Origin of the sequence: Neptunomonas japonica DSM 18939 (assembly GCF_000422765.1) — a bacterium.
In the GTDB taxonomy this organism is placed as follows: domain Bacteria; phylum Pseudomonadota; class Gammaproteobacteria; order Pseudomonadales; family Balneatricaceae; genus Neptunomonas; species Neptunomonas japonica.
The window spans coordinates 137699-153202 of the sequence record NZ_AUGR01000010.1 but is presented as its reverse complement, the minus strand read 5'-3'; the positions used below and the strand labels follow the sequence as shown (position 1 = coordinate 153202).

6 protein-coding genes are annotated in these 15504 nt (G+C 44.3%); 4 read left to right on the top strand and 2 right to left on the bottom strand.

Annotated elements, in window-relative coordinates:
- Nucleotides 1–11: 11 nt before the first annotated feature.
- Both G511_RS0108545 and G511_RS0108540 read left to right on the top strand, forming a co-directional pair.
- The gene (locus G511_RS0108545) at nt 12–1067 is read left to right on the top strand and encodes a Leu/Phe/Val dehydrogenase (protein WP_028469270.1); all 1056 of its coding nucleotides are present in this window, start codon (nt 12–14) and stop codon (nt 1065–1067) included.
- A gap of 117 nt (nt 1068–1184) precedes the next feature.
- A complete protein-coding gene (locus G511_RS0108540; RefSeq protein ID WP_051221762.1) occupies nt 1185–2531 on the top strand; it encodes a sodium-dependent transporter in 1347 nt (448 codons plus the stop codon).
- Nucleotides 2532–2640: 109 nt separating this feature from the next.
- On the opposite strand, the gene G511_RS0108535 is transcribed toward G511_RS0108540, so the two are convergent.
- Nucleotides 2641–4848, bottom strand: coding sequence for a methyl-accepting chemotaxis protein (locus G511_RS0108535; RefSeq protein ID WP_028469268.1), 2208 nt, complete (start codon nt 4846–4848; stop codon nt 2641–2643).
- A gap of 20 nt (nt 4849–4868) precedes the next feature.
- Nucleotides 4869–6419 carry an SEL1-like repeat protein gene (locus G511_RS0108530; protein WP_028469267.1) on the bottom strand — a complete coding sequence of 517 codons (1551 nt, stop codon included), beginning with the start codon at nt 6417–6419 and terminating at the stop codon, nt 4869–4871.
- Between the two features lie 270 nt (nt 6420–6689).
- Between G511_RS0108530 and G511_RS22255 the strand changes: the two genes are divergently transcribed.
- Both G511_RS22255 and G511_RS0108520 read left to right on the top strand, forming a co-directional pair.
- Complete coding sequence (locus tag G511_RS22255; protein WP_051221754.1) at nt 6690–14171, top strand: type I polyketide synthase; 7482 nt, start codon at nt 6690–6692, stop codon at nt 14169–14171.
- The gene (locus G511_RS0108520; protein WP_036551688.1) at nt 14168–15490 is read left to right on the top strand and encodes an aminotransferase class I/II-fold pyridoxal phosphate-dependent enzyme; all 1323 of its coding nucleotides are present in this window, start codon (nt 14168–14170) and stop codon (nt 15488–15490) included. Before G511_RS22255 ends, G511_RS0108520 begins: the two co-directional genes overlap by 4 nt.
- The last annotated feature ends 14 nt before the right edge of the window (nt 15491–15504 follow it).

Genomic DNA, 15504 nt, shown 5'->3' with positions numbered 1-15504 from the left:
ACGAGGTAAATATGTCAGTTTTTAGCCACATTGAATTTGATCACCATGAGCAAGTTAACTTTTTCCACGACGAAGCTTCCGGTCTAAAAGCTATTGTCGCTGTACACAACTCCAACCGCGGCCCTGCTCTTGGCGGCTGCCGCATGTGGGACTATGCCTCTGATGAAGAAGCGCTAACAGACGCTTTACGCTTATCTAAAGGGATGACTTATAAATCAGCATTGGCGAACCTTGCATTAGGAGGCGGAAAGTCTGTCATTATTGGCAATCCACGCCAGCATAAAACCGAAGCCCTACTTGAGATGATGGGCCGCTGCCTAGAAAGCATCGGCGGCCGTTATATAGCAGCTGAAGACTCAGGCACCAGCGTCCCTGATCTTAAAGTCATGAGCCGTAACACAGAGTATGTTGCGGGTATTACCGAACGCCCAGGTATTGATGGGCAGCTATCAAACGGAGACCCGTCACCCGCCACAGCTTATGGTACTTTTATTGGCCTAAAAGCTGCAGTAAAACATCGCTTAGGAACAGACAGCCTAAAAGGCTTATCCGTCGCTATTCAAGGTGTAGGAAATGTTGGTTATCGCCTCGCTGAGCACTTACGCGAAGCAGGCGCGACGCTTTATGTGAACGACATTCATCAAGAATATGTTGACAAAGCAGTCAAGCAACTAGGTGCTACTGCTGTCTCGTCAAAAGAAATTCTAACCCTTGATGTTGACGTACTAGCGCCCTGCGCATTAGGCGCAGTCCTTAATGACGACAGCATACCCAATATTAAAGCGTCAGTTATTGCAGGTGCCTCTAACAACCAATTAGCAGCATCACGACATGACATGATGCTGAAAGAGCGCGGGATTTTATACGCACCTGACTTTGCTATTAATGCCGGTGGCATTATCGACATCTTCTATGATCGCGTTGGCCACACACCACAAAAGGTATCACAACATATAGAAAGCATTGCAGACACATTGAATGAAATATTTCTGCGCAGCGATACCAGCAACCTACCTACGGGCTTGATCGCCAATACGCTGGCAGAAGAACGCTTCCAAAGAAGATAACGGTATAAAAAAACAAAAACACAATAAAAATAAATTAGTGGAGAAAAAGTCGTGACACAAACTAGTCAAACCTACACGGAAGACGCTTCTGTTAGCGAAGCGCGTAAAGACAGCCCTATGTGGTCTTCGCGCCTTGCCTTTATTTTAGCCGCCAGTGGATCTGCTGTAGGCCTTGGTAACATCTGGAAATTCCCTTATATCACGGGCGAAAACGGTGGCGGTGCTTTTGTATTGGTATACCTACTGTGCATAGCGCTTATCGGTATGCCGATCATGATTGCAGAAGTAATGATTGGTCGCCGCGGCGGACGCAGCCCTATCAACTCCTTACGCATGCTGACTCAACGTGACGGTCTATCATCACGCTGGACCTGGATAGGCTGGCTGGGAATTACAGCATCGTTCTTGATTCTTTCTTTCTACTCGGTCATCGGCGGATGGGCATTATCCTACGTTGGCCAATCTGCAGGGGGTATTTTCACAGGCAGTAACGCCGATAGTATTGGTGCATTATTTGGCGGCTTACTTTCTGACCCGTGGACACTACTAATCTGGCACTCTGTCTTTATGGTGCTGGTTATCACTATTGTTGCTGGCGGTATTCGCTCTGGCATGGAAAAAGCCATCAACATCTTGATGCCAATACTTTTTATTCTATTACTAGTAATGGTTGGCTACGCATTAAGCAGCGGCGATTTTGCACAAGGCTTCGCTTTTCTATTTCAACCAGACTTCTCTAAATTAACTACCGAGGGCGTTTTAACGGCACTTGGGCATGCCTTCTTTACCTTAAGCCTTGGCATGGGTGTCATGATGGCATATGGCTCTTATCTTCCTAAAAATGTCTCCATCGTTAAAACAGCCGTTGCTGTTTCTGTCGTCGATACCGCAGTGGCTCTATTAGCAGGCCTAGCTATCTTCCCGTTAGTGTTCGCAAACGGCCTTGAGCCAGGATCTGGCCCTGGGTTGATTTTCCAAACACTTCCTCTTGCCTTCGGGCAAATGACAGGCGGCGTACTTTTCGGAACGCTGTTTTTTGCACTGCTCGTTGTCGCAGCGGTAACCTCTGCCATATCGCTGCTTGAGCCGGTAGTAGAGTGGCTAGAAGAACAAAAAGGTATTGGCCGTTTATCAGGCACGCTAATTGGCGGCATATCAATCTGGGTCTTAGGCTTATTTACAATCCTGTCATTCAATGAGTGGGCAGACGTGCACCCTCTTAATTTTATTCCAGTATTTGAAAATAAAACTATCTTTGACCTACTTGATTACGTGACAGCTAACTTAATGATGCCATTGGGCGGCCTATTCATTGCCATCTTTGTCGGTTGGTTTATGAATAAACAGGCTATTGAAAACCAATTAGATATACACAATGGCTTCGGCTTCAAGATCTTTATGTTTATATTGCGCTTTATCACGCCTGCCGCTGTAGCCACAGTTTTTATATACAACTTGATATAAATAACAAGCAATCGCACTGATTGACCAGTTAACAGCGCAAAATAAAAAAAGGAGCCTACAAGGCTCCTTTCTCATTTAATAAATACGAAACTTAACTCACGCCCTCGCGCTATTCATGTAAGTATTTTAAACGCTCAGATTGGTACTTCATTGACTCTGCAGAATCTGACAAAGACTCTATCAAGGTTCTATTTTGATCCACTAAAGAGCCCATATTACTAACCGACCCTTTTAACTGCTCAACACCTTCTAGCTGCTCCGATAACGAGCGACTAAACTCATCACTTTCTGCAACAGAGAATATTGATAACAATTCAAGAATAGAGGAGCTCCAAGCATCTGCATTTTCAATACCACTTTCTACGTGCTCAATATTACTATTAACATAAGATTTGATATCAGCTGCAGCTTTAGCAGCACGCATAGCTTGAACTCTCACTTCTGATGCAACTACCGCAAAGCTTTTTCCTTGCTCTCCTGCTCGCGCAGCTTCAACAGCGGCATTTAACGCCAGCAAGTTTGCTTGAAATGCTACTTGCTCGACCATATCAACCGCATCAGTAATGTTTACATTGGACTTATTCATTTGCTGATACGACTCAACAAGCCGTTCTATGAATTGCCTTGCCTGCTGCGCCTTTAACTCAGCTTGGTTAATTCCGCTATTAAGCGAAAGCGCTGATTTTTTTACTTTTTGAGTCAGGGCTAATAACTTTTCAGCTTCAAAACAAACAGGACCAACTGATCCAGACTGCTGTTGAGCATTACCTTGTAACTCTCGAGAAACCTTAAAAACACTCTGAGCATTAAAAGCAGCCCACTTAGAAAGCTCTTTTTTCTCTATTAACAGTATATTTAAATGATCAGATAACACACTGACACTCTCAGAAAGTTCACCAAACCTGCCAGGCAGCTCACTTTCAACGCTACCCTCTGTATGGCCCTCAATAAGCGAGCATAAAGAACCTTGCACCTCATCCACAGCCAGAGTGGCGATTTCCATAAGCTCATTTAGTTCACGACTCACATGACCAAGAAATGAGCGTGGGGCAAGTTCTTTTAAAGAGTCAGTGGAAACGCGTTTAGATAAGTCGCCTTTAGCGGCAGACGCCACCAATAACTTTATCTGCTGCTCAACTTTAAATTCATGCGTAACGTCTTGCCACTCAATCAAAAAGCCGGGCGAGCTTCCCGCACCTTCGAGTAACGTAACCACCAGCGTCATCATACGGTTAGACACAGGAATACGAGCCCGCATACGATGAGATAAGCGTCCTAACACTGCTGCACGCTTTTCTGGGTTACGACGAAATAGATCTAACTGCTTCCCTACTAAACTAACAGAATCAAGCTCACCAAATTCTGCTACGAAAGCCTTACGTTGATTTTGAAAAAGCTGAACCAATGAACTATTCGCATACAAGATGGTAAAACGCTCATCAGTCAACATAACACAAGCATGCGAAGCATCGAGTGCTTGGCGTACAAACGCCAAAGACTGCAGCTCTAGCTGCAAACTACCTAGCTTTTCATCATAATGTGACATTAGGTCATCAATAGCGGTATAAACCTTAGCGATGCTCTCATTGGTAAAATCATTAGGTTTTGCTAACGGAGCATTGATGCGGTTCTTTTGTATATCAGCAGTCAACGATGACAGGGAATCACCGAGCTGATTAACAGGCGTAACCCACCGCTTCCAAAAAAACAAACCACAGCGTACTAGAAGCAATATAAAAACAACGCCAAAAACGATACAAGTCCAAACATGAATTCGCGCGGCAAAAGCCGACTCAGCAAGGCTCTTTTCAGTACTTAACTGCAAGCGCTTAGCGATAGCACCTACTTTTACATTCATGGCATTAGCTGTCACACCAAACTGGCCGGAAAAAAGAACTGCAACCTCTGGCCCGCCATCAATATAGGCCCGAGCCATGTGTAACCCCACTCTATAAAACTCATGAAAAGTAGGTAATAAAGAATCGTACAAAAACGCATGCTCGCTATCTTGCATACGCATCTTTTGTGCTGCAATACGAAAATCAAGCGCCGTCTCAGCAGCCGTATTTAAACGCGTATCCCAATTTTGAGAACCCTTAATCGATCGAAAATCTGCTAGGTTATATTGAAGCTTAACAACAGACAGCTCTAAAACTTTAACTAACGACGCCAACTGTATTTCGCGTTCTTTTATGTTGATAGAGCGCTGGGCCATGTCATTGCTCTGATAAACAAGCACAGCCATCATAGACAGCACGACTATCGCTATCAGGAGAGTTGAGGTTTTTTGTATGGAGTGTACAACGCTGCCACCCATAAAATCTCCAGGGAAACAGCTTAAGGGCTTATTGTATAACTACGACGCAAATCACCAAAGGTTCTGATCCAATAGCCTGCCTTTTGAACCGCATCCGGCAATGTTTTTGCTATTTTTTTACTTGTTCGGTTATTCGGGTAGTTGCCATACAGCAATATGTAGCGGTACTGGCCATCCTGTAATGCATGGATGTAATATGAACTATCATCCAATTCATGTTTCTTAATGAATTTCACAATCCCACTAAGCTGGCTGGCTTGCACAAGCTGGATAGCATAACGCATATCCGGCTGCTTATTAACCCACTCAGAACCACGTACCAAGCTTGTAATATTTGCTTCAGATACTTTTGAGCCAGCCTTTTGAGCCGTAGGCTGGATCACATCAACGACTCTTGATTTATTCACCGCTGAAGAATTTTTCACTACAACTGCAGGCTGAGTTAGCTTAATTCGTTTATTCACAGACTCATTAGCAATTGCACTGTGAGTTTCACCCTGCTCTTTATTTGCTGCTTTTACCAACTGATCTTCTAGCTCTTTGTGTAAAGAAGGCTCTTTCTTACTTAAGCCTCCTCCATTTTCTGTCACTATTTTACCTGGAACAACTTTATTTTCAGCAACGGACTTATTTAAAGTAACAACATTCACTATAGGTGGCGCAGCCGTTATCACTGTAGCCTCTCTAACAACAGATGGCTTAACTATTACTGGGTTAACTAAGGCAACGTCGACCTGCTTTACTTGCTGTACGGAAACAGAGCTTGCTTCAGAGGTAATAACAGTTACCTCATTACCACCCGCCGTTGACGATTCAGTATTAAAATTAGGCAGTGACGGCAGGATGGCCAAAAAACTCTGCAATAAACTGTTACTTTTTTGTGACTCTTCTTTAAGCGCAGGTGGCTGTTTAATGAGAGCGACTGATTCAACAGAAGGCACAGGCTCTTGCGATTTAAACACCCCTGAAGTCTGCTTTATCTGTATCCGTGTTAGCAGCTCTTTACTTTTCTCAAACCCAGCAGCTACGCCAAGTTCAGATAACTCTTGAGCTTTACGGTAGTTCTGGGGCACTCCCATTCCATAATAATAGAGCTCTGCAAGGCGATGATTCGCATATAAATTACCGCCTGCAGCAGCTCGCTTAAAGAGAACCGCACTGCGAATAGCGTCTGTATCGACTAACAAAATCCCTAATGCTAACTCAGCATCGTGACTGCCATTATTAGCTGCAGTGTTTAGCCAGTACATTCCTTTGCTAACGTCTCTTTTAATACCTTTGCCTTCTAATAAAAGCAAAGCAGTCTTGAGCTGTGCGTCGGCATTTTTTTGCATTGCCGCATTACAGTACCATTCAAATGCTTGATTAATATCTCTATTAACACCCTCACCCTGCTCGTAATTTTTACCTAGTCGCAAGCTAGCAACAGAACCAACAGAGTTAACTATTTTGAACCCGCCATCGGCACGACAAGTTTGAGGCTTTGGCTGATAGGAGGCTGCTGACACATGAGTGGCGCACGCAAGAAGCGTACTAAGCAAAATAAGGCTCGTTTTGAAAGTTGACTGCACTACGCTCTATTCCATTTCCAGTCGAATGCTCGGATAAAATACTTATTCTCTAATCCTACAGGGAGTAGATTTACATGGCTACAATCCATAGAACAAAAGAGCATAAGTAGTTCCTGATATTACTAGTTAAGGACAGATTATAGCTAAACACAACTTACTATAAGAATCTGTTCTTAAAAAACAAAAAAAACGAAGTAAAATTCCTGTAATATTATAGGCTTTTACGTACAATTACGGTCAGATTTTTTTACCGAGGATAGAGCTTAAGTTATGGAAAAACGTATTGCTATTATTGGCGCATCATTTAGGTTTCCTAGCTCACCTGATAACTCTATCTGGAATAATCTTGTAGATAATAAAGACCTCGTTACACAAGTCGAAGAAGGCCGTTGGTCTTTTGATGCTTATCAGCACCCCGATAAAAAGCATCCAGGCACCAGTTATACGTTTGCAGCTGGTTCAATAGGTGACGTATCTGGCTTTGACGCTAGTTTTTTCGGTATATCCCCTCGGGAAGCATCGCTGATCGATCCTCAGCAAAGAATATTACTTGAGCTGGCATGGGAAGCAATTGAAAGCACTGGCCACTCTCCTTCAAGCATCAGAGGGAGCGACTGCGGTGTTTTTATTGGGATTTCTGGCTCTGATTACGCATACCGCTTCGCAGAAGATCTAACAATTGGTGATTCCTCTATCTCCACGGGTAACACCACAAGCATCGCTGCAAACCGCATATCCTACTTGCTAGATCTCCACGGCCCGAGCTTATCCATCGATACTGCCTGTTCTTCATCTATGGTTGCTTTTCACCAGGCATGCCAAGCAATTCGCGCAGGAGAAATTGAACAAGCATTAGCCGGCGGTATATCCCTTCACTTGCATCCTTATGGTTTTATCGCCTTCTCGAAAGCTACCATGCTTTCCCCCACTGGACGTTGCCAGGTTTTTGATGAAGCGGCTGATGGCTATGTTCGTTCTGAGGGAGGCGGGTTGTTCTTCCTCAAAGATCATGATGCTGCGCTAAGAGATGGCGATGACATTATGGCGGTGGTTGCTGGCTCTGGTGTTAATACAGACGGCTACAAGTCTGGATTAACGCTACCCAACCCAGATGCTCAAGCAAACTTAATGACGAAAACCTATGAAAATGCAGGTATTTCGGCTGAGCAAATAAATTATCTTGAAGCACACGGTACAGGTACTCCCGTTGGCGACCCCATCGAAACACGCGCGATAAGCCTTGCTTTAGGTGAACAAAGAAGCACTCCATTACCTATTGGCTCGGTAAAAAGTAATCTCGGTCATATGGAAACAGCTTCTGGAGTAGCAGGACTAGCTAAAGCTCTTTACTCGCTAAAGCATAGACTGGTACCTGCAACGATCAGTATGAAAAATCCCAACCCGAATATCCATTTTGATGAGTGGAATATTCGTGTTGTTACTGAAAACATGCCTTTACCAAAACAAGGTGTGCTCACTATCGGTGTTAACTCTTTTGGCTTTGGTGGCGCCAATGCACATGTCATATTACAGTCCCCACCACAAGTACCGACTACCACTAAGCACTTAATAGAAGCACTAGAACAGACATCAACTTTACCTCTGATTGTAAGTGCGCGCGACAGTCAGGCACTTCAAGACTCTCTCAAGCAAACAATTGCACTGCTTGAGTTAGACAGCACCTCTTTTTACGATACTGCCTACCATTACTTTTTCCGTAAAGAGCGGCACTCAATCGCACATGTAACGTGGGCTAGCGATAAACCAAGCGTTTTAAGAAAACTGCGTGCCTTGATAGCAGAAGAAACACCGCCTTTTTATCTAGACAAACCAAGCTCAGATATTGCATTCGTTTACTCAGGCAATGGTTGCCAATGGGAAACCATGGGCCGCACCCTCTTAAGCACCTCTGATACTTTTCGGGCGGCTGTTGAAAAAGTCGATTCTATATTCCAACCTCTTGCCGGCTACTCACTCAGCGACGAACTAGCAGGTAATAATGGAAGGGAACGCTTTGCACAAACCGAGATAGCACAACCCGCATTATTTGCACTTCAGGTAGGTATAACTGAAGTGCTTAGGGAACAGATGATTTTCCCTAAAGCCGTAACCGGGCACAGTGTTGGGGAAGTAGCTGCCGCTTGGGCAAGTGGAGCACTTTCTCTAGAAGATGCCGTCCATGTTATTTACTATCGCAGTAAATATCAGGGACTTACTGCTGGTTTAGGAGAAATGACAGCAGCGGGGCTAGATGCAAACACGGCAAGTGCATGGTTAAAAGAGCACAACCTTGAAAAAGTTGAGCTCGCAGGCGTCAATAGTTTTAAAGGTATTACCTTAGCGGGTAATCCCGAGCAGCTATCGACCTTCGAAGGTTTATTACAAGAGCACGATATCTTCTATCGTCGCCTAAACCTTAACTACGCATTTCATAGCTCCGCCATGGACAGTGTTAAATCACAAGTGATTGATAGCCTGACACAGGTTAATGCAAAAACCAGCACACTCCCCTTTTACTCCACTGTCACAGGTGGCCTTCTATCAGGCTCAAAATTAGGTGCAAGTTATTGGTGGGATAATATTAGAAAGCCGGTGCAGTTCCAGAACTCAATAGAAGGCCTTATTAACGAAGGTATTACTACTTTTATTGAAGTGGGAGCCCACCCTGTTCTTAAAAGCTATCTAAATGATGCACTAAAAAATACTGATCATGATGGTCTGGCGTTAGGAACTATCAATAAAAACAATGACTCCCTTGATAACATTGAACGTACATTATCAAGCGTCATCATTAACATGAGTGATGAGCAATCAATAGAAATAGCGAAGCTCTTCCCTGTGACTGGCGAGCTTATCGAAACACCTGCTTACCCATGGCAACGCGAACACTTCTGGCATAAAACCACAGCGGAAGCTAGTGGCATGCTAACGCGTCAGAAGCAACACCCTCTACTTGGTTACCCCACCAAACAGATGGAAAATACATGGGAAAATACACTCGATACTGGAGCGCACCCATGGTTAGTAGATCATGCGGTAGGGGATAATGTAGTCTTTCCTGGTGCGGGCTTTGCTGAGCTAATGTTTGCAGCAATCGATATAACAGCCAAAGCAGAAAACCCCGTCATTGAACTTGAAGAATTTGAAATCAAGACACCACTATTGCTCGATGATAATAGCTGTAAAAAGATACGTGTAGCGCTTCATCAGGATAGCGGGCATATCACCATTAATAGCCGCGAATACGTTAACGGTGAAGCATGGTCAGAGAACGCAACAGGGCGTTACCTTAAAGCGCCAACAACATTACATTTATCAGACCAAGCGCCTTCACTGCCGACACACGATGTTGATTTCTCCCTTAGTTCTCACCTTGAATTCAACCGTGCGGCAGGGCTCAACTACGGCCCTGCGTTTCAAACGATTAGCCATGGCTGGGTAAACAGCTCTGACGTTGTCGCGGTATTTACACCACAGCAGCATCCAGAATACATCTTGCATCCGGGGCAGCTCGATTGTGCTTTCCAGCTGATCATCCACTTTTTGAAAGACCAAATAGCAGCCAACCAAGGCATTGCTTATGTGCCAACAAGAATTGGGCGAATCTTTGTACGTACAGGTGAGCATAAACTACATATAGCAAAAGCCTCATTACTGAAGCGCTCACCTCATTCAATTACTGCTGAGTTCTCACTATTTGATGAAAATGGTGTTCAAATTGCTGCGCTAAAAGAAGCTCGCTTTAGAGCAGTACGCGTAAACAAGTCGGCCGCTCAACGGGTAGACTTTCTCGATTATCACTTAACAGCAGCGCCAGCCCATGTAGTAGGAAGCCTTACACTGCCAGATATTACGGCACAGATTAGCGATACACTAACAGCCGCCTCATCAGCTAAATCACAACAATACACTCAAGAGATAGAGCCACTATTTGAAGCACTAGGTTCTGCTTTTGTCTACGAAGCACTGAGTAAAATTGAGCAAGCAAATAATCTCACTCATGCCTATAAAGAACAACTCAGCCTATTAAGCCCTGATGCAGGGCAACTGTTTGCTTATATCATTCATTACGCCCTAGAAAGGGAGATGATAAAAGCAACTGAAGAACAATGGCAGGTTATTCATCAAAGTGCTGACGATACCATACCTGCCGACGTTATTTGGCAGATGATGGCGCGCGACTACCCAGATTACTTTTATATTACACAAACACTGGGACGTTTTGGTCTACATCTAGAAGAGCTACTCAACGCTGAACGCTCATGCGAACAATTGGGCCTTGATGTAACAACGTATGGAGAGCTGCTTAAAGCTCGCCAAAACTCACTGATTGTCCATGATATAAGCTCGCAGCTAGTCCAGCTAGTTGAGCAACTGAAAGAGCAGCAACTAGGGCAACGAGTAAGAATCCTCGAAGCGGGTATTGAATCTCCTGAATTTGCTCGCCACCTTTGCGCAAAGCTCGACTTTACACGCAGCGATTATACTTTTTGCAGCCTAAACTCAGATGCAATTGATAAAGCAGAGCACCTACAAGAAGATTATCCGTTATTCAGGACACAATCACTGTTAGATCTAGATACTGATAATAGCCTTTATCATCAATTAGTTATTATCAACCTTAATGGAGCATGCCAAAACGACCTAGGCATCTTCATGCGTCATCTACAGTTGCTCACAGACAGTAACGCTACGGTTCTATTGGTAGCACCAACACCTGCTGACTGGATTGACTTGTTAATGGCAGGCAACGCTCAATGGTGGCCTGAACACAACAGCCAGCAACACAGCGCTAACGAGTGGTTAGAATTTTTTGCAGCGTTTGACCTCCAAAACTTACATGTTGTTGAAAGTTACAATAACAGCTCGGTCAGTATTATTTGTGGGCAAGCTCCTGCAAAAGAGACAAATACAATAATAAGCGCATCAGCAGAAGCACAATCATGGTTAGTTATACATGACGAAGACAATACTCTTGTGAATGAAAGTAAAATGTTCTTAGCTTCACAAAGTTCTGCTTTACAACTGCAGAACCTCTCAACACAAGCCTTGGCAGAAACAACTCCTACGTCCCTCCTATCTACATGGGCGGAGCAAGACACAGCCAACCCCGAAAATATTCTATTCCTGTCAGGCTTAAATGAATGCAGTAGCATTGAGCAGATATCCTCTCGCTGCAAGGCACTAAACACGCTCTTTAATGCCACGCAAGGCGCTTCGCATCCAATTACCTTGTGGGTAATAACTCAGGGAGTTGCCAGTACTTATCCATGCGATGACGCGAACGCTCAGTTTAACAAATCTATGACTTCTGGTGATGCTGCTCTATGGGGCTTTACTCGCACCCTTATGAACGAAGCAACTCAGGCAAGTATCCGCCTGATCGACATCCCTTCATTACCTATTTCAGCTAACCAGCTTAATGCTCTACACGCTGAATACCTTAATCCAGGTGATGAGCACGAGCTTTTCCTCGATAAGCAGGGTTACCGCTACGCTCCTCGTTTGAGAAAAGAGTCAATTGGGCATGATGACCATGAGTCTCAGGCTACCAAACAAAAACAAGACTTCTATCTGGGCTTCGAACTTCCTGGCCAGTTAAAAAACCTTCACTGGTTTACCAAGCCAACACCCACTATTGGCGAACAAGATATCCGCGTCGACATCAAGGCAACCGGCCTGAACTTTCGCGATATTATGTACACGCTAGGTCTATTATCTGATGAAGCGATTGAAAATGGTTTTGCGGGCCCCACGTTAGGTTTTGAGTTTGCGGGTGAAGTCACAGAAGTAGGCAATAGCGTACAAGATTACAACGTAGGTGATCTAGTCGTCGGCTTTGGCCCTGCCAGCTTCAGTAACTCGGTAGTAACCCAAGCAAGCGCCATTGCTCATATCCCTCAGGGTATTAGCTTTGAAGCAGCAGCCACCATACCAAGCACCTTCTTTACCGTTTATTATGCGATGCATTATTTGGGTCGCGTAGAGCCTGGTGAAAAAGTACTTATTCATGGTGCTGCGGGTGGTGTCGGTATAGCGGCGATACAAATTGCTCAATGGCTTGGCGCTGAAATTTATGCCACCGTTGGTTCCGATAGTAAGCGCGACTTCCTTAAAATGATGGGTATTGAGCATATTTACGATTCTCGCTCCCTGACTTATGCCGAAGAGATTCTTCTTGAGACTGGCGAGCGTGGAGTAGATGTTGTTCTGAATTCATTAGCAGGAGAAGCGATAAATCAGAACTTTAGAGTATTAAAACCTTTCGGCCGTTTCCTTGAATTAGGTAAACGCGACTTTTATGAAAATACGCAAATAGGTTTGCGTCCGTTTCGTAATAACATCAGCTACTTCGGCATTGATGCCGACCAACTGATGCAAGAAAAACCAGTGTTAACGCACCGCCTATTTCAAGAGATGATGCAGCTCTTTAAAGATGAAATACTATTTCCTCTTCCTTATACAAGATTTGATGCTAACCATGTTGTTGATGCATTTAGATTTATGCAACAAGCTAAGCAGATCGGTAAAATTGTTGTTTCATATGAACAAGAAGTTCTAACGAAAGCATCTAATAAAGCGCCTCAAATAAAGCAGCTTAATTTATCTGAAAACGCCAGCTACCTTGTTACCGGAGGCCTGGGAGGCTTTGGCCTAAAAACAGCCCAATGGTTAGTATCTCGAGGGGCAAAAAATCTTGTATTAATTAGCCGCAGTGGCGCCAGTTCAGATGAAGCTAAAAACGCATTAGCTGAATTTAAGCAGCAAAACATTAACGTCATGGCTGCAGCATGTGACGTAAGTAACCGCGATGCGCTATCTACTTTACTGATAAAAGCTGCTGAAACAATGCCGCCGATTAAAGGCCTTGTTCATGCAGCTGCCGTTATAGAAGACAGCCTAGCAGCCAACTTAAGCAACGAGCAAATCGACCGAGTACTGACGCCTAAAATTGCAGGTGCTAAATGGCTAGACGAGTTAACTGACAATCTCGATCTTGAGTTCTTTGTACTCTATTCTTCTGCTACCACCTTACTGGGCAACCCTGGACAAAGTAGCTACGTGGCCGCCAATCACTGGCTAGAAGCCTTAACCGCAAACAGAATATTACGCGGTAAACCAGCTACCTGCCCTCGCTGGGGAGCCATTGACGATGTAGGCTTTCTTGCTCGTAACGAAAAAATAAAAGACGCTCTACAAAGCCGTATTGGTGGTAAAGCACTCGCTTCAGATATAGCACTGAATGCTCTTGAGCAAATGATCATCAATAATGTTGGCAGCATGGGAGTACTGGAGTTCGACTGGGGATCACTCAATCGCTTCTTGCCAACATCTGACCAAGCTAAATTCAGAGAAGTGGCATTAACTAGTAATGATAACGACAACGAAGATGACAACCGTCTAGAGTTATCTGAATTACTGGCAATGAGTGATGTAGAGCTAACCGATACGATTCTGGCGCTATTGACTTCAAAGTTGAGCCAAATTCTGATGATCTCGGAAGAGAAACTCGATATCAACCGCTCAATGTACGATATGGGCCTCGATTCATTAATGGGTGTTGAACTGATGTCTGCTATTGAGTCGCTATTAGGTGTAACCATTTCGGTTATGGCGCTTAGCGAAACACCAACACTGACGAAGCTAAGTGCACGCTTGGTTTCACAGCTACGGGGCGAACACCAAGAAAGTGACGATATGGCTAAACACGTACTCAGCCAACACTCGGCAGAGGGAGACAGCCAAGAATGAGCTCTATGAATTTGGCAAAAAGCCTAAAACAAAAGCTCATCCAACAAACACTGGATAAAAAATTAAAGAAAGCAGAGTCTGCTGGCTGGAAACCTGTCGCTTCCAAAGGCACAAATAGTAAGTTAAGTAAGTACACAAGCTTTGAGCAGCACCCTGGCTATAAACAGCTTCAAATAATTAAAAGCAGTGCAAAAACACTCGGTGTACCCAGCCCTTTTTTCAAAGTACACCAAGGTACAGCCGGGGCAACAACACTTATTGATGACAAGAGTGTTATAAACTTTGCCAGTTACAACTATCTTGATTTATCAGGGCACCCTGATGTAAACCAAGCAGCCATCGATGCAATCACTCAGTACGGTACATCTGTCTCTGCTAGCCGTATTGTTTCGGGCGAGCGCCCTATTCATCAAGAGTTAGAACACGCTATCGCCTCTACATATCAAGTAGAAGACGCGCTTGTGTATGTAAGTGGCCATGCGACCAATGTATCTACTATTGGATATTTATTCGGCCCTAAAGACCTCATCATCCATGATGAATATATCCACAACAGTTCTGTGGTTGGTTCTCAGCTTTCTGGTGCCAAGCGCATCCCTTTTGCACACAACAACCTGGATGCATTAGATAAGCTTTTAATCGAACATCGAGGCCAGTATGAGCAGGTGCTTATCGTCGTAGAAGGCCTCTATAGCATGGATGGAGACCATCCTGATCTTGCCCGCTTAGTTGAAATCAAACGCCAACATCAGGCCTTTTTGATGGTCGATGAAGCCCATTCGTTTGGCGTACTAGGAGAAACAGGAAAAGGACTACGTGAAGAAGCAGGCATTGCAGGCCAAGATGTCGACATCTGGATGGGCACGTTAAGTAAAACCTTATCCGGCTGTGGAGGCTATATTGCAGGCTCTGCTGCCTTAGTAGAAAACCTTCGCTATTTATCTCCTGGCTTCCTATACAGTGTTGGTTTACCGGCACCAACAGCCGCCGCCGCACTGGCTTCATTACAACTTATTCATAAAGAGCCACAACGGATACAGAAGCTCAGATCAATTTCACAAAGCTTTATTCAACAAGCCAAAGCCTTAGGGCTCAATACCGGTGAGAGTGTTGGCATAGCAATCATCCCTATAATTTTAGGTAGCTCAGTCAAAGCCGCAAATGCATCTGCTGCTATGCTTGAAAAAGGTATTAACGTTCAGCCTATTCTGTACCCTGCGGTACCAGAAAGAAGTGCCCGACTACGTTTCTTTTTATCATGCGAGCACAGCGAAGAACAAATCAAGTACACACTAGACACTTTAAAATCTCTTCTTTAACGCTTAGCGGGCTA